Raw genomic sequence first — 20,896 nt, 5'->3', positions numbered from 1 at the left:
CTGACGTGGCGCGGGGCGCCGACCCGGGCGCGGGGTGAAAAACCCCAGCGCCCGGGCGCGCAGAAGCTCGAGTGCCCCTGTATTTTCCGTCATGACCGCTGATATCAGCAGTGAGTCGCAGGCGTGACGACGACGGAGACGAAGGTGCCCTGGACACCCTCGTCCGGGTTCATCCCCACCTGCTCCTCGAGGAACTTCTGAAGCTCCTCGGAGGAAACCCCGGCCAGCTCGCTGAACGACGCGTCGATCGAGTCGACCGTAGCCGCCGAGTTCGCTTCATCAGCCTTGATCTGATCGATGAGTTCTTCAATATTCGGGGTTGACGCAGCCATTCGGTTCCTCCCCTTCAGCATTGCAACCCAGGGTGGGCTGCCGAAAAACATCGTTGCACGGCCACGCATGGCGAACGCATCGCCTACGAATGAGCAACAGAACCATGAAGCCGCGTTCACTGTTCAGAAAAGACAGGCACCCGCCGTGGATCACCCTATTCGCGCTGCGCGAAAACTGGGCAAAGAAGATCGCTTCGAACCTCAGACAGAATCGTCGTCGCGATGCAGGACAGCCCTGTGCAGCTGTTGCAACACAGCACCCGGTCGCACCCCGAGATTGCTGTCGAGTAGCCGCCAGCACTCCTGATAGGCGTTCAGGGCCGAGCCGATGTCACCAGTTCGGTAGTACGCGCGCATCAAATGGGCCCAGAGCCCTTCCCTCATCGGGTGCTCGGCGAGCAGGGCTCGGATCTCCGGAATCAGGAGCCGGTGCTCCCCGAGGCGGAACTGGAGCGACAGCAGATCCTCCTGCGCCACCAGCCGGAAGGCGTTGAGGGCGTCGAGCTGCCTTCGCAGGACGTCCGCGACCGCGAGATCCGTGTGGCCGGCGTCGCCCCGCCACAGGCTCAGTGCGAGTCTCAGCGTCGCCACGGCGTTGGTCAGCGCACCCGCCCTGGTTTCCTCACTCGCGCGCCGCACCAGGCGCACGAAGACGTCGGCGTCCAGCTCCATGGGATCCACGCGCAGGCGATAGGACCCGCCGTCCGCCGGTCCGCCGCGCTTGACCGTCGACAGCCGCACCACCCCTGGGTCGGCGAAGTTGAGCGCTTTGCGCACTCGGGCGACGTAGGACCGGATGTTCGGCCGCGCGGATTCGGGAGGGACCTCCCACAGCAGGTTCCCCAACTGCGCCTGGGTCACGAACAGGTTGGCCCTCAGCAGCAAAGCGGCGAGTGCGCCCCGGGCCTTGTTCTCCGAGAGCAGCTGCTCAACAGCCTCGTCGCGGTTCGGATCAAAACTCCAGACAACTACCGGACCAAGGAGGCCGAACTTCAGCGCCGACGGCTGACCTGACCGCGCCCCCGGGCGCTTGGTCAGGTCGCCTACTGCTTCGCGCGTCCGTGCTGAGGGCAGGGTTATGCCCGGTTGACTCACGTGACTTCCCCCGTCGTCATGGTCATCATGCCGACGGGCTCCGCAGCGGAAACGGAGCACCGTCGAAAAGCACAGCCGTCCGGCCACCCCAGGGTGGCCGGACAATGTTGGCTCGCCTCAGCCGGACCACTGTTGTCCCGCTGAAGCTACAGCCCACAACATTCAGACCATGTAACACCGGCCACTCCGTGATCGCCACCCATGGAATCGGACAAAATGCGTTGGCCATGCGCCGAAATCCGATGCGATGAACGCATTGACACCGTTCATCGTGCATGTTTACCGACTTCGGCGTATTGACCTCGATCGTTCATGAGGGTTCGTCAGCTTGCTGACTGGCGCTTTGTGACTGGAGGCGGTGGGGAATTTCGCAGTCCGGGCAGGCTGGTGGCCCGGCTGTCGCGTCGGGTGGGCGCCGGATTCCACGGCTCCGGCAGGTGGATCAGGTTGCCGGGACGGGTGAAGCCGTTGCTCAGCCGGGGCTGAGCAGCACGTCGAGCCGGTTGATCGCTGCTGTGATCACGTCGGTCCAGGGGCCAGGCATGGTGGAAGCCGAGGTAGCGGCGGCGTGCGATGGTGACGAGCTGGACGGCAGCGGAGAAGAGGCGAAGCCGCAGACGGTGGGGCTCCCACAGGCGGGCGGTGCCGGTCAGGGCGAGGAGGGGCGCCCAGGGCGGCAGGTCGAGCGCTATCTGCACGATCCCCAGCCAGATCTGGTTCAGCGCTGCGTCAGGCGCATGCCGTCGACGTCGGTGAAGCACAGGTGGGCGAGCGGGTGCGGACGTCCCTTCCGTACGATCAGCCACATCCCCGCGAGCCGGCCGTCCAGCACGTCCGCAGACACCCCATTGCTGCTCGGACTCGGCGCGATCGGACTGGTCGCGATGAGCAGCTCCGTGATCGCCAACAGCGCCGCCGCTGGGTCACCGACAAGATCGGCATTGAAGGCGGTGCGGAGCGGGTGCCGCTCTTCCTCGCCGCCCTGGCCATCGCCCTGGTCGTCGACTTCCTGCTGCTCGCCTACGTCCTCACGGGACTGCCGCAGGTGCATCCGGGCCGGCGGGGGGCCGGGGTCGCCGCTGCGATCGGCGCGGTCGGCTTCGAGCTGCTCAAGCTGCTGCTGACCGGCTACCTGCAAGGGGTCGCGGCGAAGAGCATGTGCGGTGCCTTCGCCGTACCGGTCGCCCTCCTGCTGTGGATCAACCGGTTCGGCCTTGCCGCTTGCCGGCTGCCGCCGCGGCATCGAGGCCGGCCAGTCCGCGGTCTGTGGGCGTGGCGGCGCCCGGCTGGTCAGGTGCTGAGCAGGCGGTTGAAGAACGAGCGGTATCGCTGGAGTGCGACGCGCAGGTCCTCGGTCGCCACCTCCTCGCCGCGATGCCATTGGCCTTCGAGACCTCGCTTGTGATCGGAGAAGGTCGTGGCCAGCGCCTGCATCGTCTCGGCGACGAGCCGGTCAGCCGCGTTGACGGCGTCCTGGGGGTCGTCGACGAAGTTGCTCTGGATCTTCTGCCACCGGGTGCGGAATTCCTCCTGCTCGTCTCCGAGCAGGGGTTCGTTCTCGTCGGCCAGTGCCGCTCCCCGGCGTTCGCCGGCGGATGTCCGGCCGGCATCTTCCTCCCGGGCCTCCCGGTCGATGGTGGTGGCCTCTCCGGGGAACTCCGGTGGGGCGCCCGGCGAGCCCGGCGCCTCGCCTCCGGTGCCCTGCCGGGTGGCGGCCAGGTCGTCCGTGGACAGAGTGCCCTCGTCCGGCTGGGGTGTCTCTTGGTTACGCATCTCTTCACTTCCGTCCGTCACGTGTTCCGGCCGGGCGCCGGCTGGGCCCGCTCGTCGCGCTCAAGTCGCCGGTGGCGGGCTCATGCCTGGCTCTCGCGCGGCCGGTCACCGTTGTGGAGCAGTTCCTCGAACAGCGCGCGGTAGTGCACCATCGCGCCCCGCAGCTCTTCCGTGGTCGCCTGACGACTGCTGCTGCGGTCGTTGATCTCGTGGGCGGCGCGGTAGTCCTCCAGGGTGCGCCCGTGTTCGACCGACAGGTCTTTCAGCTGTTGTTCGTACCCTTCGATCGGATACCCGCGCTCGCTCATGAGGGTGGTCACGAGCCGGTCCGCCTCGTGGACCGCGTCGTCGGGCCGGTCGACGAACCGCTCCTGCACCCGGGTCCAGTCCTGGGTGTAGCGGTCCCGGACCGGTGCCGGCAGCGGTTTTACGTCCAGCGCGTCATGGCGTTCCTGGCGCTCGCGCAGCTCACGCTCAGCCGCCCGGCGGCTGTCCTTGCCTTCCACGGTCCGCTCGTACTCCGGGCCGAATCGCTCCCGCAGCTTCCGGCGGCGCGCCGTGACCCTCCACGCTGCTACCGCGCACACGAGCAGCACCAGCACGACGGCAATGATGGTGACGATAAGGAACATTGGGTCCTCCGCTCGTAGCCGAGTGAGCCCCGTGCACTACGGCTGCCCCTGCCCACAGGCCCGAAACCGGGCGCACCAGGCAAGCCGGCACTGGCAGCAGCCCCTCCCCCGTCCCCGGCTGCATCGGATAACACCGCCCCGCCACGAGAGCGACACCGAGACCGGGCCGCCCGCCGCCGACGCAGGCGGCCCAGCCAGGGGGAACCTTCCGGCCACTGGTTGCCGTCACCTCATCTCGGGGTCCTTGGCGTCCGCTCCACGGGGCGGCTCGGTGTCCGCGTTGTGCACCGGGCCGTCCGGCTTCGCCGCGCTCCGTTCTCCCAGGGGAAGGACCAGTACCCGCAGCACGGTTGGACCGGGCGGCCAGCGGAACTCTCCGATGTCCTGCCACCCCCAGGACCGGAAGGCAGCACGGGACACACGGTCGGCCTGATCCACCAAGGTGGCACCGAGCGATGCCTGATGGCTGGTGAGCAGCCGCTCCTGAAGATGACCGGCGAGACCACGGTCGCGCTCATGCGGGTGGACCACGATCTCGCTGATGGCGAAGACACGCCCGGACGCGGTGAGCTGCTCGACGTCCTGCGGGAGCGCCCCGGAGAACCCCTGCCACCAGAAACCGTCACGCCGCACGGGAAACCCGAAGGCACACCCCACCAAGGCCGGCGCCTGCCCTGCCTGCGTGGCTTCCGCGATCATCATGTCGAACCCGGGCCGACGGACGTCATCGGCAAGGCGCCGCAGGAAGCTCACGCGGCTCCGGTACTCCTCACCGGGCTGCGTGTCGGCGGACTCCACGTACAGATCCGCCAGGTCCTCACGCTGGCCCTCGGCCTGCCAGCGGCTCAGCCCACGCAAGTACACCCCGCCCCCCGCCGACGGTGCGTAACCCTCCAGCCTCTGGGCCTGCCCCGGCCCGGAGCGGGCCGTCACAGCACACCACCTGATACAGCAGGCACCAGAACACCCCGTCGTCCGATGGCCCCGTACACGGGCAGGAGAGACTCCACAGGGGCGGCCGGGGGGCCGATGAGCAGGGGGCCGGTGCCAGTGAGGGTGAGGATCCGGACCAGCATGGGAGGCGGGTAGTGCAGACGCAGGGACCCTCCGGCCGCGACGGTGTGGTGCGAGGCGCGGAGGAAGGCATTGAGGCCGCTGCAGTCGCAGAAGGTGACAGGAGTGAGATCGACGTCGATGGTGCGGATGCCCTCACGCAGGCACCGCTCCAGCGTCTCGCTCACCAAGGGCGCCGAGACCTGGTCGATCTCACCGGCCAGGGTGATCAGCGCCCGGATCTTGTTGTCGTGCCGGTAGACGTTCAGCATCTGAAGGGCGGGCATGGCGCCTCGGTTCAAGAGACCGGCCGGGGCAGTGCCAGGTGAGGGCGCCGGGCTTCGGCACTTCCTGCTCCTGCTCCCGGGTCATGACTTTCGGGCCGGCAAGCGAACCGCTGGTCCAGCAGCCCATGTTCCAGGGCCGAGGGCCCAGCTGGTTCCCCGCGGGGATGCCCTGGGCGAAGGGACGAACAATCCGCTCCCCACAGGCACCGCGTACCGAGCAACAGCGTGCCGCCGGGGTCTGGGGCGTCCACTCAGCAGCATAGACCCCGGTACGGCCCCAGGAGCCGGCCGCAAGCCGACAAGTTTCCCACCGTCAGTCGGTCCTCAAGTCCACAGCGGCTGCGCTGCTATGACGTTGGTCCCCTGGCCGGCACACGCGGGTTCGAGCCGGCCTGAGGTGATCAGGCCGGCCCCGAGTCCCGAGGTGTGATTTCGTGTTCCACCGGCCCGACGGCCGACCGCTCCACCGGAGTACGTCCTCAGTCGTCTCGTTCGTCCAACGCATCGGGCGCACAGGACGGCGGGACGGAAGCACACGGAACTGCCTCTTCCTCGCAACTCACAAGGACATCCTGCTGCAAGCAGCCGGCCTGCTCCTGCTCTGTGGGCAAGGCTGGGTCGAACCAGTGCCGTCTGGCAGTGGCAACCGTCGGAGCCCGCCTCGCCGACTTCTACGGGGCACGCGTGGTTCTGAAGGAACCGGTGCGTTTCCACATCGGAGACTCAATCTGACCGACCGCCTCCCGCGTCCGATCACACTGACCGTAGTTCGACCGGCTCGTATCGGAGCTGATAGGCACGGACGCCCTCGCCGTTCATGCGGTAGATGGTGATCGCACTCAGGAACTGTTTCTTGATCTCCGATGTGCGTTGCCGTTCCTTCTCCTCGACCCCACTGATCCACTGCTCGACATGCTCAGGCAGCTTAAAAGTGAGCCGATAGGCATCCTCGTCAGCGCCCCAGGGCGACAGGATCCACTCAGCAGCCTCACCATGCCCAGTCCGCCGGAGCCGCACCGAGTGGTCCGGGCTGGCGTCGGCGTACTTCAGGAACTGCTGCTTGTCATCGGCAGCCAGCGGGAGGATGAACGGAGCAGCGGGGAAACCCAACAGCAACTCGGCCTCACTGTGCTCCTCGAGCACAGTGACGAGGTCCGCGAGGAGCTGGCTGGCCACGCCCTGGAACTGCGTCGCACTGGTGCTCACCTCAGATAGAAGGCCGACTGGTCCCATGCCCAGGGCCTTCCTCAGCTCGTTCCGCATCCAGGACACGGGGAAGGACGTCAGGTGGTACGTCGTCTGGGCGTCGAACAATGCGCCCGCCGTTGCGTAGAGCGCGTTGCGGAGCCATTCGAAGGTTTCGCCCGACAGGTCCACGAGCGATATCTGGTGAGCCAGGGCATACTTCTGGGCGTCGGCAGTGAAGCCGTTGGCTGAGAACAGGGCGTACGAATACTGGTAGCGCTGGCGAGGGCGGGTACTCGGCAGAGTCATGAAGTTCTCGTTGACGTCGTGAAGCACTCCGTGGGCATTGCGCACGACCTCCAGCCGACACGGCGTGCGGTAGAACTTGGCCTCCAGGAACAGCCGGACCGGCAGCGAAAAGGCCGGCGTGAAGGCGAACTCTCCCAGTACATCTACCTGATGCAGAGCACCACGCCCCCGGACCCGGAGTGTGTTCCCTTCCGAAACGAGCTCTACCGGGTCCTGCCGAGCGTCGACCAACAGCCGGTAGCCGCTGTGCCGAAGCAACCACGCCAGCGACTCTTCCAATAGATAGCCCCTCAACGTGGCACGCGTGGCCATGTCGCCCTCCTCCAGTCGGTCTGCCAAGCTCGGGGGATCAGTCCGTGATCATCTCATCCAGACGCCCGCCCTCTACCAGACCACTGACGCCACAAGACTCCCTCCGGCCGGCGGAAGTGGTCACGCTGCCGCCATCGGAACCCTTCGCGTGGGCGACCTCTGCAAGAAGAGCTGCACCGGATCCACTCCGCTGTATGCAGAGGAATACGCCGGACCTCCCGAGCCACAACATGTGCCCTTCACCGCACAATTGGCCTGAACCATCGGGCGGTGAAGATCGTTGATCACCATCCTGGTTGCCCCGGTGCATCTGGTCAGCGGCTCAGCGCCGGACTTGAATCAGTGCATGCGTGCCGCTTGTACGCCACGGCTGTCCGCTCTGCTCAAGCCCGCTCACGGTTGCAGCGGCGAGGCCGCGATGCCGATGGACGCCTACCGCGAGGGCGACGAGTACGTGGTGGCCTTCGACCTGCCGGGCGTCACCTCGGACGCGATCGACATCGACGTCGAGCGGAACATGCTCACCGTCAAGGCCGAGCGGCGGCCGGTGACGAAGGCCGACGACGTGCAGATGGAGCTGTCCGAGCGGCCGCTGGGCGTCTTCTCCCGCCAGATCGTGCTCGCCGACACCCTCGACACCGAGCACATCCAGGCCGACTACGACGCGGGCGTACTCACCCTGCGCATCCCGATCGCCGAGCGCGCCAAGCCCCGCAAGATCTCCATCGGCGTCGGGACCGGCCGCAAGGAGATCTCCGGCTGACACCGGCCGGACAGGTGCGGAGGACGGGCACCTGATCTCCCCCTCACCCCGCCCTCCGCACCCCTGTGGGCAGTCCGAAGAAGTAAGAAGTAAGGGGTGGCGGTTGAGATGACTCTGCGACGCGAAGCGTTCCTCGACCACGTGAAGGAACGCGGCGAGTACGGCACCGTGGAGGAAGCCGAGCGCGCGGCCCGCGTGGTGCTCGCCCTGCTTGGCGCGCACCTGGTCGGCGAAGTCCGCGCCCAGCTGGCAGCCCGCCTGCCGGAGGGCTTCGCCCTGATCCTGCTCAACCCGCTGCAGAGCGCCGAACCGCTGCCCCCGGAGCGGTTCGTCCGGGCGACCGCAGCCTGGATCGAGGGCGCCACCGAGCAGACCGCGACCTGGGACGTCAGTGCCGTCCTGTCCACGGTCGCCGACACCGCCGGCGACGACCTGCTGGGGCAGATCCTGCTCCAGCTCCCCGCCGGCTACGACCTCCTCTTCGGCCGCCCCCAGCCCACCTGACACCGGTGCCGCACACGCACAGGTTGTCGAGGTCCTCTGCCCCGAGCACAAGCGGGGTGCAGTAGGCCAGGCAGCGGGTCTCCGGGCCCTGCGGACTGTGCTCGATGAGGATCTCGACCAGCCGGTTCCAGTCGGCACGATCCAGGCTGCCCTCGGACGGAGCCGCGATGCCGACCGGCCAACTGCCCGACATCCTGGTCCTGAGCGAAGGGAAGGAGTTGCGGCAGGGCAGTCGGCCCTCGGCGGCCACAGGATCGCCGGTCCGCCGTGTGCGCCTATCGGCCCGATCCTCGCCCGAGCCTGCTCGGCTGACCAGCGAACAGATCGGCGAACTGGGTGCTCGGATCCGGGGGTTCCTTGCCCAGACCGCGATGGCTGGATCGACCATCACCTGGTCCACGATCCGGCACCGGCTCGGTGACGCACTGCCATGGCTGTCCCCCGAAGGCCAAGGAGAGTTGCTGGTACGGGCCGACGAAGACACCAGCAAACGTCGAAGTTCGTCCGAAGCTACCGGGACGCCCGTCGGCCGTTGCTGCTCGTGGGGTGGCGGTCCGGCCTTCGCAGTGCGTGTGGGTGCCGCTGGGGCTTCGGGCTTCCGGCTACGTGTCTGCCTCTTCTGCTCCAGAGAACGCTCGACCGCCTGTATGGCGCGATAGAGGGCCTCTTCGGCGCGGTTTGCCAACGGGGCAGCACCGCCATTGAGACGCTCTTGGCGTGTGACACGTCGTGAGTTGCGAAGGCGCAGCCACTTTTGCGCATCCTTGATCGCGTATTCCAGCCGACCGCGTTGTTTCCCCTGGGCATCGGGCAGCAGCCGTTCCCCCAAGGTTGATCAGCGTCAACGACGGCGCACCAGCACCGCCCCGCGCGCCGCCTCCAGCGCACGGCCCGTGATGCCGAGCGCGGTAGCGGGCCAGTACAGCCAGCTGATGTGTTCGACTTGACCTCACCTGCCCCGCTTCAGCGCATGTGACAGGCGCGCAGCAGCTCCTCGTGCAGAACGCGGTCGTGGTCCGCAGCGCCTGGACGGGTCGGGTGAACAGCTGCTCCACCTGTCCTCTGGAGGCCGCCGACACGCCGAGCCCTTCGCCGAGCCATTGCGCAAACCCACGCCCGTGCCCGGGATCGGCCGAGGAGACAATGATCAGCAGCGGCACCAGCGTGAGGAATCCCAGCGCGGCGAAGCCCAGAGAACGCTGGCCCAACTGGAGCTCGCGCTCCGCCTCCAGACTCGTCCGACAGGTGAACGGCTGATCACGAGGCATAGCCGCCCGGACAGAGTCGGAGGACCTGCGGCGCTGGAAGGCTTCATCGGCATGCCCGTCGACTACCACGGTAGATACCGTCACCGCGCGAGGGCGCGGCGCGGAGGTTCCCCGATAGCCTGGAAGAGCAAGAGGCCACCGGCCCCAGCGGGCGGTGACTGCCCGTGGAAAGTCCTCGCACCGGCCCGGGTGAACGGCTCAGGAGGGCAAAACCATGATCCGTGCAGCCGATATCCGCGAGTGGCGCAACCGTAGCGTCGTCGACCCGAAGGACCACAAGATCGGCGTGCTCGAAGCGATCTACGTGGACACCACCACCGATGAGCCGGCCATGGCCACGGTCCGGATCGGACTTCCCACCCGTCACCAGCTGGCCTTCGTCCCCCTCGACAACGTGATCCTCGGCCCGGACTACGTCAAGGTCTCCTACGCCAAGACGCTGGTGAAGAAGGCACCCTCAATCGGCATGGACGACATCCTGCCCGCTGAGGCAGAGGAAGCGATCTTCCAGCACTACGACATGACCTACCAGCCGGGCACAGGCGGCGAACGCCAACTCGCCCGCCGCTGACCGACCGCGCTCAGCCCGAAAGAGGTGTTCGCGCCATGGCCTTCTTCCTCTTCCTCGTCCTTGTGGCCGTCTTGCTGGGAATCATCGGCGTGGTAGCGGAGGGGCTGTTCTACCTGCTGATCATCGGCATCGTGCTTTTTGTGGTCACTGTGGCCTTCTACGGCGTCCACTGGTCCCGGCGCTCGGCCCAGCGCCCTCTGCGCTGACGGAGGACTGTGGCCTGCGCAGACCGTCCAGGACCTCTGGGAGAACCGGGACCAGGCCGTTGCCATCCTGGAGACGGGTGGGATGAGCGCGGCCTCCGTCCCGACCATCGGCGCCGTCGCCTACAGGGTGCTGACCCGCGAGCGCCGGGAGCTGACGCGCGAGTGGGTCATCCCGCTGCACGAAGGGATCGCGTGTGCGACGTCCTCACCAAGGACGCGGCAGTTCGAGAGCACGGCGCACCGAGCGGTGGAGCCGAACTCGCTGCTCGCCGCCATCTCCCTCGGCAGCGGATCCCGCACCCCTTCGGGCCGCTCCTGCCAGATCCGCGGCGTAGCTGTCAGACAAGGCCCTCGGTACGCCGGGATGACTGTCTGTGATGTGCCGGTTTGGCGTATCGCCGGGCGCGGAGTGGACGCCACCGCCGTCGACGTGAGCGGCCCCTGCCTGTCAGGCGCGTTACGGAGTTCGTTGGAGCCCCGCCTGGGCACGGCCCGCGTCATTGTGCGGGAGTGGCTTGTGCGATGAGGATCGCGACGTCGTCGTGGTCGTCGGTGTGGCGCAGCGTGCGCAGGAGCCACTGGCAGGTGTCGTCCAGGGGCCGGCGCGGTCCGTCGAGAGTGTGCAGCAGGGTGTTCAGGCGTTCGTCGATGGGGTCCTGCCGGGTCTCGACGAGGCCGTCGGTGTAGAGGACGAGCCGGTCGCCGGGGTTGAGGTCGAAGGCGGTGGTGTGGAAGGGGACGCCGCCGACGCCCAGGGGCGCGCCGGTGGGCAGCTCGAGCAGCCGGGGCTGCCGGCCGGCGGGGGCGAGGACGGGCGGGAGGTGTCCGGCGTTTGCGATGCGGCAGCAGTGGTCGTGGGGGTCGTAGATGACGTAGACGCAGGTGGCGATGTAGTGCTCGAGACCGCGGGTGATCTTGTCGAGGTGCTGGAGAACTTCGTCGGGGGCGAGGTCGAGGTCGGCGAAGGCGCAGGTGGCGGTCCGTAGGCGGCCCATGGTGGCGGCGGCGTCGATGCCGTTGCCCATGACGTCGCCGACGACCAGGGCGGTCTTGTCGCCGTCGAGGGGGATGACGTCGTACCAGTCGCCGCCGATCTCCCTGGATGCCTGGGCGGGCTGGTAGAGGGAGGCGACGTTCAGGCCCGCGAGCCGGGGCGGGTCGCTGGGCAGGAGAGTGCGCTGGAGGGTCTCGGCGGTGTTGCGGAGGCTCTGGTGCCAGCGGGCGTTGTCGATGGCGACCGCGGCGCGGGCGGCCAGCTCCCCGGCGAGGAGGACGTCGTCCTCGTCGAACGGGGATGGGTTGCGGGCGCGCAGCAGATCAAGAGCCCCGAGGACCTCGTTGCGGGCGATCAGTGGCACGGCGAGGTAGGAGTGCACGCCGGCCTGGGCCAGGGCGGCCGCGGCCTCGGCATCGCGGGTGATGCGCCGCAGATCGTTGCCGCTTGTGTGGGCGACGACGATGGGCTGTCCCGTGTGGACGCAGCGGGTGATCAGGCGGTCCGCGGTGTAAGCGGCGAGATCGCCGACCTTCAGGGCATAGGTGGCGTCGGTGGGGTACGCGGTGGCCACGGCGAGGGCACGGAACAGCTCCGGGCCCGGCTCGTGGGGGGTGGTGCGGCGGAAGGCCAGGACGTCGTCGAGGACGTCGACCGCGGCGACGTCGGCCAGGTCGGGCACGGCGACCTCCACCAGCTCCTGAGCGGTGTGCTCCACCTCCAAGGTGGTGCCGACGCGGGCGGAGGCGTCAGCGATCACCGCCAGGCGGCGCCGGGCCCGGTCCGCCTCGGTGGCGGCCCGGTGGCGTTCGCTGACGTCGACCACCGAATTCGCCACTCCGATCACCCGGCTGCCGGCGCTTTCGATCCGGTAGAACGACACCGACCAGGCATGGTCGTGATCCGGGTCCGCGGGGGTCCGGCCGACGGTGTACTGGTCGATCAGCGGAGTGCCGGTGAGCAGCACCTGGCGCAGCGCGGACTCGATGGTCTCCACGTCGAGGAAGGTGAGAATCTCGTGGGGGCGCCGGCCGATGTGGTCGGCGGCCGGGATGCCGTTGATGCGCTCGAGAGCCGGGTTGACCAGCAGGTAGCGCAGGTCCGGATCCAGCAGGGCGATGCCGATGGGAGCCTGCGAGACCAGCCGCTGGGACAGCGCCAGATCGGTCTCCACCTGCTGCAGCGTGCTCTGGTCGGCGGCGATGCCCAGGGCGTAGACGTCGCCGAGGTCGTCCAGCAGCCGCATGTTGCGGAACTCCACCAGGCGCGTGCTGCCGTCCTTGTGCCGGATCGGGAACGCCCCGGCCCAGCTCGCCCCGGTGCTCATCACCTCGGCGAACAGCTTGACCACCAGGTCCTTGTGCTCCTCGTGGACCAGCATGGTCGCGTACTGGCCCAGTGCCTCCTCGGCGGTGTACCCGAAGACCTGATCGGCCTGCGGGCTCCAGAACACGATCCGCCCCCGGGCATTCAGCACGACCGCCGCCACGCTGAGCAGATCCAGCAGCCCTCCCGGCGGCAACGGCCCCGGCCGGCGGCCCCGCTCACCCTCACGAAACGGCTCGTGTGCACCCATCCTGGAAGGCTCCCTCCTCGGCGGAGCACGCCAGCCCGCGAATGCGCGCCGGTCGAGGGCTTCCCTTCCATGCTGCGCCCCGGACCCGGCACCGCACGATCCGAAGCGGACACCCGTGGGCTACCGCAGCCTGAAGGAAAACCAGCGGGTCGCCTACGAGATCGCCCGAGGCTGCACAGGCCCCGGGCCTCCGGGGGCCGGGGAGCCCGCAGGCCCGGCGGGCAGTGCCCCGGCCTCATCCCTCGTCAGCGCTGCGGGCTGCCCGGCCTTGCCGCAGCACCCTTCGCTCATTGCGCGTTCAACAACATTGGCCATCGCCTTTGCCGCCCGTGCCCGTGCCCGTGCCCGTGCCCACAGTGTCCCGCTCACCAACCCGACGCCATGGCTCGGTGTGGGGCGCCCGCCTGGCCCGCGCGGTCCACCGCGCCGTTCACGCGTCTTGCCGGTTCAGTAGCGAGTCCGTGGCCTGACGCGTGGAAGGTACGCCGGTCCGGCCCCGCCGGAGGCGGTGTCCGATCGGGCCAGAGGGCTGCGGGACGGCCGCCTGGATCCCGCGCCGGCGGAGATGGCCGCAGAGAGCGCGGAAGGAGTACGCACAGTCCGCGAGTACGGCCTCCGGCCGGACGGCCGGATTCCGGGTCTGCCGAGTCCGCTTCGCGGAACTCGGATCCTGGCCATGACCGCCTCGGCTTGCCGGCCGCGCCGCCGCGGTAGCCGGCCTCCTGGCAGCCAAGGGCCGGGGCCGCCACATGCCCTCACCCGTCCTGGTCGGCTCCCCGGACGCCCTGCCTGATCTCGTGGCTGACCTGCCCGAGCAGGCGTGGAAGCTGATCGACGCCTTCTGGCCCGGCGCCCTGACCCTCGTCGCCCGGCACCAGCCGTCGCTGCGATGGGACCTCGGCGAGACCCACGGCACCGTGGCCGTCCGGATGCCCCACCACCCTCTCGCCCTGGACCTGCTCGCCGACACCGGCCCCCTGGCCGTCTCCAGCGCCAACCTCACCGGGCGCCCCTCCCCGCAGGACTGCGCCGGCGCCCAGCACATGCTCGGCGACACGGTGGCCGTCTACCTCGACGCAGGCCCCACCCCCGGCTCCGTGCCGTCCACGATCGTCGACATCACCGGCCCCCGCCCAGTCCTGCGCAGGGCGGGCGCACTGACCGCCGGCCAGCTCCGCACGGTCGTACCCGAGCTGGAAGAGCCCATCTGACGGCAACCACCTGCTCGCTCACCAGGGCTGGAATCGGTGGCCTTACTCACCGGGGTCGGCATGGGCGGCCTGCTCGTCCACCGTCAGCACCTTGCAGGCACCGGTGAGCGACAAGACCCGCGGCACCCTCGGCGGCACGCCGGTCAGGACCGGCATTCCCCCTCGTTCGGACAGCTGCCGGTTCAGCCACCACCACCCGGACGAATCGAAGATCGGAACGCTCACGCAGTCCATCACGCCACCACGCCACTGACGCGGCACGCACACAACCGCCTCTTCTGCCCGGTTTCCGGGCATCCCGGCGTCTGCAGCGTCGGAGCGTCAATGGTGCCGTTCCCGCCGCGCCAGGCGTGTGGTGATCCGCCGCGCGGCGAAGCCCGTTCCCGCGACGAAGCGAAGCATCGGCCCGAACACCGGTGCGGCCATCGAGCCCGTGAAATACAGGCCCGGCACGCTGGACTCGAAGGCACCGGACAGGCGCGGGGCCCTCGAGCCGGGCACCCGGGCCACCGCCCGGCGCACCGGCGCCAAGAAGTCCACCGCGTCCACGTCGAGCCGGTACCCGGTCGCTGCCAGCACGTGATCGACCACCAGCTCGGCCGCCTTGTCGTGCGCCCCCTGCAGCCGCAGCCGCACCTCGGTTCCGTCCAGGTGCGCCTGCCGGATGCGGCAGGACGTGCGGACGGGCACGATGCCCTCGACGCGGTCGCGCAGCCACCACCCGCCCGCCGGGCCCAGCGCACGGCGGAACAGCAGCATCCGTGCCGGTGCCGGGAGGTGCCGCACGGCCCCCGGAGCGCGGCATACCGCGGCCGGCATCCAGCCGGTCCCCAGTGCCGAGGCCGGTGCGGCCAGCCGCCGGCGGACCGGCCGGGACAGCTGCGGGCGCTCCCCCCAGCGCACCCCGGTGGCGCGCACCAGGACCTGGACGTCGGCGCCGCCCTCGTGCAGCAGAGCGGAGCTCTCCAACGCCGACTGGCCGCCGCCGACGACCGCGACACGGCGCCCGGCGTACCGGGACAGGTCGGTGTGCTGGCTCGTGTGGGACAGCGGCGCCTGCGGGCCCGGACCCGCCGGGGCCAGATGGCGCAGCCGGCGCGGGATGTGCGCGAGTGCGCCGAGCCCGGTGGCCACGACCACAGCCGCGGCCTCGAACTCCTCGCCGCCTCCCAGCCGGATGATGAAGCCACTCCCGGCCCGCTCCACCTCGTCCACGCGGGCCGGATCAACAGAGCCGACGTACCGCTGGGCGAACCACATCCCGTAGTTCACGAATGTCGCGCACGGGATGGGCGTCAGTTCGGTCAGCTCCTCCACTCCCGCCGCACGGCAGAAGTCCGCCAGCCGGCCACCCAGGCCAGGGGCGGACAGATCCGTCGCCGCAGGCGTCGACTTCAGGAACATCCCGGTGGCCATCGCGTGCCGCCAGCTGCCCATGATCTCGCCGAAGACCCGCACCGGCACTCCGGCCGCCCGCAGATGAGCGGCCACTGACAGACCGTACGGACCGGCCCCGATCACCACCACCGGGCCGCCCCCGGCCCCACGCCCTCTCACGGCACGGCGCTGCCCGGAATACGACTGCGTCACCCATCCCCCCGACGGCCACGGCTGGCGCCCACCCCAGCACACGCGGTCCCTCGCGGTACGCAGACCCCCGGCCGCGCGCACCGCCTCCCCACCTCACGTCAGTGTGCCCTCCACCGTGCAACCGGCGCACGACATTGGGGTAAATCGGGAGGCCACGGGGAACCCGGCCTTCAGCTCCGCTGGACAGCCCGCGTGGCGGACGGCCACCATCGACCTTGGGTCCCTAGTACAGATTTCCGATGCTGGAGACCGACAGAGAAGGCGTATCAGGCATGTAGAAAATCTATCGTGGCGAGAGTAGACATGGACCGTGTGAGGGGTTACGGTTTTGTCAGAAGCCACGAGATCGAGTAAGGCGCGGCAGAGGACGAACTACCGCGCATGCACGTCCCAGCAGGAGCGGCACGGCGGCGGAGCGGTGGGGCCGGAAGGTGGACGGGGTCCCGTCACTGGCCGCCGGGCCGGGCGGCCCACGGGGCCGTGAGCAGTACCGCAGTTCCAGCAGCACGAAGCAGAAGAAGAAAGAAGGAGGAGGCAGACGCCATCAGGATCGCCCGGGCGAGGAAGCTGCACGGCCCGGGTACCGCAAGACCCCGGATTGGAAGGTGGTCCCCGGTCACGCAACTGCGATCCCTGTATGCCCGGCCTTTCAGGCCCGGCTGCGGAACAAGAAGGCCGGCACAGTAGCAGGCCGGCAGATGGTGTTGAAATCCCTCGGGGCCCTGGTTGCCGCACGGCAACCAGGGCCCCTCGACCGCGTTCCCACAAGCGAAGGTGCAGATGACCGCACAAGACCCTCTCGACCGTCTCGATGACGACGACTACCCCGCCTACACCATGGGCCGGGCCGCCGAACTCCTCGGCACCACCCCCGCCTTCCTGCGCGCCATCGGCGAAGCCCGCCTGATCACCCCGCTCCGCTCCGAAGGCGGACACCGCCGCTACTCCCGCTACCAGCTGCGCATCGCCGCCCGCGCCCGCGAACTCGTCGACCAGGGCACCCCCATCGAGGCCGCCTGCCGCATCGTCATCCTCGAAGACCAACTCGAAGAAGCCCAGCGCATCAACGAACAGTTGCGCCACGGCGCGCCCCAGCAGTCCCACCACACCACCGACGCCTGAAGTCCACGGCCTGCCGGCAAACCCGGCGGCAGCACCGGGCAGCCGCGAGCCCGCCCGCCTTGGACGCCTTAGCGGGCGCCTCCTGCTCCAGCGCCGGCGACACGACGCCGATCTCCTGCAGGAACCGTCGCCGCGTTTCGGCAACGCGCGAAAATCGTGGCCCTGTCTCACATTCCGTGCCAGAGCCACGGCTGCCGCCAGACCACCCCCGGAGCGGGCGGGCTGATCGACAAGGGCACCAAGGGCAAGCGGCGCCGGCGCAGCCTTCAGCCACTACCTCACCGAAGGCCGCCAAGAGCCCGTTGGTCCCGAACCGGTCCCGGAGATCGCACCCGTGCGGCACCTGCGACTCGTCGAGTGAACAACGCAAAGAAGCCTCCGACCTGCGATTTCTCGCAAATCAGAGGCTTCTTTCATACCGTCGGGACGGCGGGATTTGAACCCACGACCCCTTGACCCCCAGTCAAGTGCGCTACCAAACTGCGCCACGTCCCGGTGCTTGTCCGACCTGGGCTTTTGTGCCCTCGTCGACCGCGCATGAGAACAATACCGTACTTCGCGCGGTGGTCGTGCACCGCTGCCAGGGACCCCGCCGCCACCCCGCTGCCACCGCCGCCGGCGGCACCCGCGCCCCCGCCCCCCGCCGAAGATCGGCCGGCCCCTCCGCCCCGGGGGCGGTGTTGACCCGGCACCCGCGCGGCGTGCGACCATCGGGCCTCGGTCGTAGCTGCCGCCTCTCACAACTCCCCTGGCTCAGGAGGACAGTTGGACACGAGCAACTCCCGGAGCGCACCCCGGAGCGCACCCCACAGCGCACCCAGGAACGTCTCCCGGCGCGGGTTCCTGCAGACGGCGGCCGGGACCGCCGCCGTCGTGGGGGTGGGCGTCACGCTGCCCGTGGGCGGCGAGGCAGTGGCGGCCCCGGGGGCGGGGCGGCGGGGGGTGCTGTCGTTCAGTGGGGCCACCAATGGCGCCGGGACGCTCTCGCCCGCCGGTGACCGGCTGATCGCCGAGGTGCAGAACGTGCTGTGGTCCGTCCCCCGCAAGGGCGGCGAGGCGGTCGCGATCACGCCGGCCGATCTGGAGCCGACGCGGCCCGTCCACTCCCCCGACGGCAGGCGGCTCGCCGTCTGCGCCTACCGGGGCGGCGGCTTCCACATCTGGGTCCTCAATCCGGACGGCTCGGGGCTGCGGCAGCTGACCGACGGCCCCTGGGACGACCGGGGGCCGTCGTGGTCGCCGGACGGCAGGAAAATCGCCTTCGCCTCCGAGCGCGGAGGCGACCCGGTGGCGGGCAGTCCGTACCGCGTGTGGGTGATGGACGTGCGTACGGGTTCGCTCTCCCGGGTGACGGGGGTGGCCGGGCAGGAGGGGCCCGGGCAGGACGGGGCGTGGGAGGACTTCGACCCCGTCTGGTCCCCGGACGGCAGGCGGCTGCTGTTCGTGCGGGGGCGGGTCGTGGAGGGCGCGCTGCAGGCCCGCGCGATCATGTCGGCGCCGGCCGACGGGCGCGGGGCAGTGCGCGCCGAGCACACCGAGTCCGCCGCCGCGCAGGTGATGACGCCGGCCGTCTCGCCCGGCGGGCGGCTGGCCTATCTGCGCGTCACTGCCGCGCCCGCCGCCTCCTGCACGCTCGTCGTGGACGGGGCCGCCGTGCCCGTCGAGGGGGACGTGGCGCCCGTACCGCCGCGGTGGGTCTCCCACGACGAGCTGTTGCTGACCGTGAGCGGGCAGTTCCGCATCGTCCGGCCGGGGGCGGCCCAGGGGGCGCAGGCGGGGCCGCGCACGCCCGCCGACTCGCTCCCGCACCCCTCGGCCGCGCCCGCCCCTACGCCGCCGACGGTCACCATCCCCTTCACCGCGAAGCTGCCCGTCGACCGGCCCCGCTACGACGTCAAGCGGTACGACTTCGCGGGCGAGGGCGTGCGGCCCGTGCGTGCGCTGCACCTGCCGGCCCTGTCGCCCGATGCCCGGCGGGTGGCGTTCGCCGCGCTCGACGCGGTGTGGATCGCGGACGTGGCCGGCGGCCGGGCGCCCCGCCGGGTGGTCAGGTCGGCCCCCGGCCGGTACGTGCTGGCGCCCTCCTGGTCCCCCGACGGGCGGGCCCTGGTCTACGCCGACGACCGCGACGGGCTGCTCGCCGTGCGCCGCCACGACCTCGCCTCGGGCGAGGAGGAGGTGCTGGCCGGCGGCGGGCGGGTGTTCCCCGTCCTGTCGCCGGACGGGGGCCGCCTCGCCTGCCTGGACCTCTCGGGGAACCTCGTCGTGCGCGATCTGGCGTCCGGCGGCGAGAAGGTGCTGGTGGCGCCGCTCGGCGCGGGCGGTCTGCCGGGGAGACCGAGCTGGTCGCCGGACGGCCGGTTCCTCGCCCTGTGCGACCGCAACCGGCTGAATCAACGGTTCCGGGAGGGCTACAACCTCATCCGCGTCGTCGACGCGGCCACCGGAGCCGCCCGGCTGCACACGATCGCCCCGCACGCCTCGGTCTCCGACCGCTACGACTCCGGGCCCGTCTGGTCCCCGGACGGCCGCACGATGGCGGTCATCAGCGAGTCCGCGCTGTGGCTGCTGCCCGTGCGGGCCGACGGGACGCCCGACGGCGAGCCGCGCCGGCTGACGGACGAGGCCGCCGACCACCCCTCCTGGTCGGCCGACGGGCGCCGGATCCTCTACCTCTCCGCCGGTCGCCTGCGGCTGCTGGACACCGCCGACGGCTCCGCGCGCACGGTCCCCGTCGCGCTGGACTACCGGCGTCCCGCCCCCGCCGACACCGTCGTCCACGCCGGCCGGCTCTGGGACGGCACGGGCACGGCGGTGCGCGAGGACGTCGACCTCGTGGTGCGCGGCGGCCGCATCGCCGCCGTGGAGCCGCACCGGGCCCGGCGGGCCGCGAAGAAGACGGTCGACGCCTCGCGGCAGACCGTGATCCCCGGGCTGTGGGACGCCCACATCCACCCCTGGCAGAGCACCTACGGCGGCCGGCAGACGGCCTCGTTCCTGGCCTACGGGATCACCACCACCGTCTCCCTCGGCGGGTTCGCCTACGAGCAGGCCCGCATCCGCGAGGCCGTGGCGGCCGGCGTCATGGCCGGGCCGCGGCTGCTGACCTCCGGGGAGCTGCTGGACGGCGCGCGCGTCGCGTACAGCATGGGCCGCGCCCACCGCACCCGCGAGGGGCTGCGCCGGTCACTGACCCGGGCCGCCGCCCTGGACTGGGACTTCGTGAAGACCTACGTCCGTGCGCCCGGCTGGGTGATGGAGGAGGCGGCCCGATTCGCGCACGAGCGGCTCGGGGTGCGGGCCGGCAGCCACCTGTGCTCCCCCGGCGTCCAGCTGGGCCAGGACCTGACGACCCATCTGCAGGCCACCCAGCGGCTGGAGTTCGGCCACGCCACGACGGCCACGGGCCGCGCCTACCAGGACCTGGCGGAGATCTACACCGCCACGGACTTCCGCCTCGTGGCCACGCTCTTCACCTCCACGCCCCTGCTCGGCGCCGACCCGGCGCTGGCGAAGGACCCCCGCGTCACCGAGCTGATGCCGCCGTGGGACGTGGCGGTCGTCCAGCAGACGGCCGCCAAGCCGCCCACCGAGGAGCAGCTGGCCACGCTGCGCCGCGAGGCCGACGTCTGTCGCCGGGTGCTGGCCGGCGGCGGGATCGTCGCCCTCGGCACGGACGCCCCGCTGGTGCCGGTCGGCCTCTCCCTGCACATGGGCCTGCGAGCCCTGCACCGGTACGGGGGGCTGTCGCCGGCACAGGCGCTGAGCACCGCGACGGTGCTGGCGGCGCGGGCGTACGGCGCGGACCGTGACCTGGGCACGCTGGAGGCGGGCAAGCTCGCCGACGCCACGGTGATCGACGGCGATCCGTTCAGCGACTTCGACGCGCTCGTACGGACGACGTCGGTGCTGCGCGGCGGGGTCCCGTACGGGCAGCGGGAGCTCGTGGGCGCGTACGAGCGGGCCGGCGACGAGGCGCCGCGCCGGGGCGGCCGGCCCGGCGACTGGCTGGAGGTCGGGCGGCAGCTGCGGCGGGACTCCTGCTGCGACATGGAGCACCTGCTGGATCAGCTGGGCCACTGAGTGTGCGCTCCCCCGGGAGCGCACACTCCC

17 protein-coding genes, 1 tRNA gene and 3 pseudogenes are annotated in these 20,896 nt (G+C 70.3%); 8 read left to right on the top strand and 13 right to left on the bottom strand.

The genetic code is table 11. From position 1 onward, the window contains the following. Positions 1–104 precede the first annotated feature (104 nt). The 3 genes and pseudogenes from tvaA to IE295_RS33240 form a co-directional block, all read right to left on the bottom strand. Positions 105–332, bottom strand: coding sequence for a thioviridamide family RiPP peptide (tvaA, locus tag IE295_RS02650; RefSeq protein WP_190061745.1), 228 nt, complete (start codon positions 330–332; stop codon positions 105–107). Between the two features lie 201 nt (positions 333–533). After that, complete coding sequence (locus IE295_RS02645; RefSeq protein WP_190061744.1) at positions 534–1,427, bottom strand: AfsR/SARP family transcriptional regulator; 894 nt, start codon at positions 1,425–1,427, stop codon at positions 534–536. 472 nt (positions 1,428–1,899) lie between these two features. Further along, positions 1,900–2,271, bottom strand: a pseudogene (locus IE295_RS33240) (transposase); the annotation flags it as partial. Here IE295_RS33240 and IE295_RS33235 point away from each other — a divergent pair. Next, positions 2,191–2,832 (top strand): YhjD/YihY/BrkB family envelope integrity protein, encoded by a 642-nt coding sequence (locus tag IE295_RS33235; RefSeq protein WP_308013125.1) that lies wholly within the window; start codon positions 2,191–2,193, stop codon positions 2,830–2,832. The pseudogene IE295_RS33240 and the gene IE295_RS33235 sit on opposite strands and share 81 nt — an antisense overlap. Here the strand turns inward: IE295_RS33235 and IE295_RS02635 are convergent. The 5 genes from IE295_RS02635 to IE295_RS02615 form a co-directional block, all read right to left on the bottom strand. Then, entirely contained in the window at positions 2,718–3,200 is a 483-nt protein-coding gene (locus IE295_RS02635) for a hypothetical protein (protein ID WP_190061743.1), read from the bottom strand. The genes IE295_RS33235 and IE295_RS02635 overlap by 115 nt on opposite strands. A gap of 80 nt (positions 3,201–3,280) precedes the next feature. Next, a complete protein-coding gene (locus IE295_RS02630) occupies positions 3,281–3,832 on the bottom strand; it encodes a hypothetical protein (RefSeq protein WP_190061742.1) in 552 nt (183 codons plus the stop codon). A 225-nt stretch (positions 3,833–4,057) separates the two neighbouring features. Then, positions 4,058–4,696 carry a GNAT family N-acetyltransferase gene (locus tag IE295_RS02625; RefSeq protein WP_224323232.1) on the bottom strand — a complete coding sequence of 213 codons (639 nt, stop codon included), beginning with the start codon at positions 4,694–4,696 and terminating at the stop codon, positions 4,058–4,060. A gap of 65 nt (positions 4,697–4,761) precedes the next feature. Continuing rightward, positions 4,762–5,172, bottom strand: a complete 411-nt coding sequence (locus IE295_RS02620) for an STAS domain-containing protein (RefSeq protein ID WP_190061741.1) — start codon at positions 5,170–5,172, stop codon at positions 4,762–4,764. A gap of 753 nt (positions 5,173–5,925) precedes the next feature. Next, the gene (locus IE295_RS02615; RefSeq protein ID WP_190061740.1) at positions 5,926–6,978 is read right to left on the bottom strand and encodes a PDDEXK family nuclease; all 1,053 of its coding nucleotides are present in this window, start codon (positions 6,976–6,978) and stop codon (positions 5,926–5,928) included. A 346-nt stretch (positions 6,979–7,324) separates the two neighbouring features. On the opposite strand from IE295_RS02615, the gene IE295_RS02610 reads away from it, so the two are divergent. The 4 genes from IE295_RS02610 (at position 7,325) to IE295_RS02595 (ending at position 10,290) form a co-directional block, all read left to right on the top strand. Continuing rightward, positions 7,325–7,741: an Hsp20/alpha crystallin family protein gene (locus IE295_RS02610; RefSeq protein WP_308437399.1), complete on the top strand. Its 417-nt coding sequence runs from the start codon at positions 7,325–7,327 to the stop codon at positions 7,739–7,741. A 108-nt stretch (positions 7,742–7,849) separates the two neighbouring features. Continuing rightward, entirely contained in the window at positions 7,850–8,245 is a 396-nt protein-coding gene (locus IE295_RS02605; protein ID WP_190061739.1) for a DUF2267 domain-containing protein, read from the top strand. A gap of 1,482 nt (positions 8,246–9,727) precedes the next feature. Next, positions 9,728–10,084, top strand: a complete 357-nt coding sequence (locus IE295_RS02600; protein ID WP_190061738.1) for a PRC-barrel domain-containing protein — start codon at positions 9,728–9,730, stop codon at positions 10,082–10,084. 35 nt (positions 10,085–10,119) lie between these two features. Beyond that, complete coding sequence (locus IE295_RS02595) at positions 10,120–10,290, top strand: hypothetical protein (RefSeq protein WP_190061737.1); 171 nt, start codon at positions 10,120–10,122, stop codon at positions 10,288–10,290. A 497-nt stretch (positions 10,291–10,787) separates the two neighbouring features. Here IE295_RS02595 and IE295_RS02590 read toward each other — a convergent pair whose 3' ends face one another. Next, complete coding sequence (locus IE295_RS02590) at positions 10,788–12,860, bottom strand: SpoIIE family protein phosphatase (RefSeq protein WP_190061736.1); 2,073 nt, start codon at positions 12,858–12,860, stop codon at positions 10,788–10,790. A 484-nt stretch (positions 12,861–13,344) separates the two neighbouring features. Then, positions 13,345–13,547 (bottom strand): annotated as a pseudogene (locus IE295_RS02585) (IS5/IS1182 family transposase); the annotation flags it as partial. Positions 13,548–13,567: 20 nt separating this feature from the next. Between IE295_RS02585 and IE295_RS02580 the strand changes: the two are divergent. Then, positions 13,568–14,071, top strand: a pseudogene (locus IE295_RS02580) (L-threonylcarbamoyladenylate synthase); the annotation flags it as partial. A 42-nt stretch (positions 14,072–14,113) separates the two neighbouring features. Here IE295_RS02580 and IE295_RS02575 read toward each other — a convergent pair. Next, positions 14,114–14,296 (bottom strand): STAS domain-containing protein, encoded by a 183-nt coding sequence (locus IE295_RS02575; RefSeq protein ID WP_190061735.1) that lies wholly within the window; start codon positions 14,294–14,296, stop codon positions 14,114–14,116. Positions 14,297–14,392: 96 nt separating this feature from the next. After that, the gene (locus IE295_RS02570; RefSeq protein WP_190062372.1) at positions 14,393–15,592 is read right to left on the bottom strand and encodes an NAD(P)-binding domain-containing protein; all 1,200 of its coding nucleotides are present in this window, start codon (positions 15,590–15,592) and stop codon (positions 14,393–14,395) included. A gap of 849 nt (positions 15,593–16,441) precedes the next feature. Between IE295_RS02570 and IE295_RS02565 the strand changes: the two genes are divergently transcribed. Next, positions 16,442–16,783, top strand: coding sequence for a MerR family transcriptional regulator (locus IE295_RS02565; protein ID WP_190061734.1), 342 nt, complete (start codon positions 16,442–16,444; stop codon positions 16,781–16,783). A gap of 421 nt (positions 16,784–17,204) precedes the next feature. On the opposite strand, the gene IE295_RS02560 is transcribed toward IE295_RS02565, so the two are convergent. Further along, positions 17,205–17,278 (bottom strand) — tRNA-Pro (locus IE295_RS02560). A gap of 270 nt (positions 17,279–17,548) precedes the next feature. Between IE295_RS02560 and IE295_RS02555 the strand changes: the two genes are divergently transcribed. Next, a complete protein-coding gene (locus tag IE295_RS02555) occupies positions 17,549–20,866 on the top strand; it encodes an amidohydrolase family protein (RefSeq protein WP_190061733.1) in 3,318 nt (1,105 codons plus the stop codon). The last annotated feature ends 30 nt before the right edge of the window (positions 20,867–20,896 follow it).

This window comes from Streptomyces griseocarneus (assembly GCF_014655595.1).
Lineage (GTDB): Bacteria > Actinomycetota > Actinomycetes > Streptomycetales > Streptomycetaceae > Streptomyces > Streptomyces griseocarneus.
This window is presented reverse-complemented; position numbering and strand designations above follow the sequence as displayed.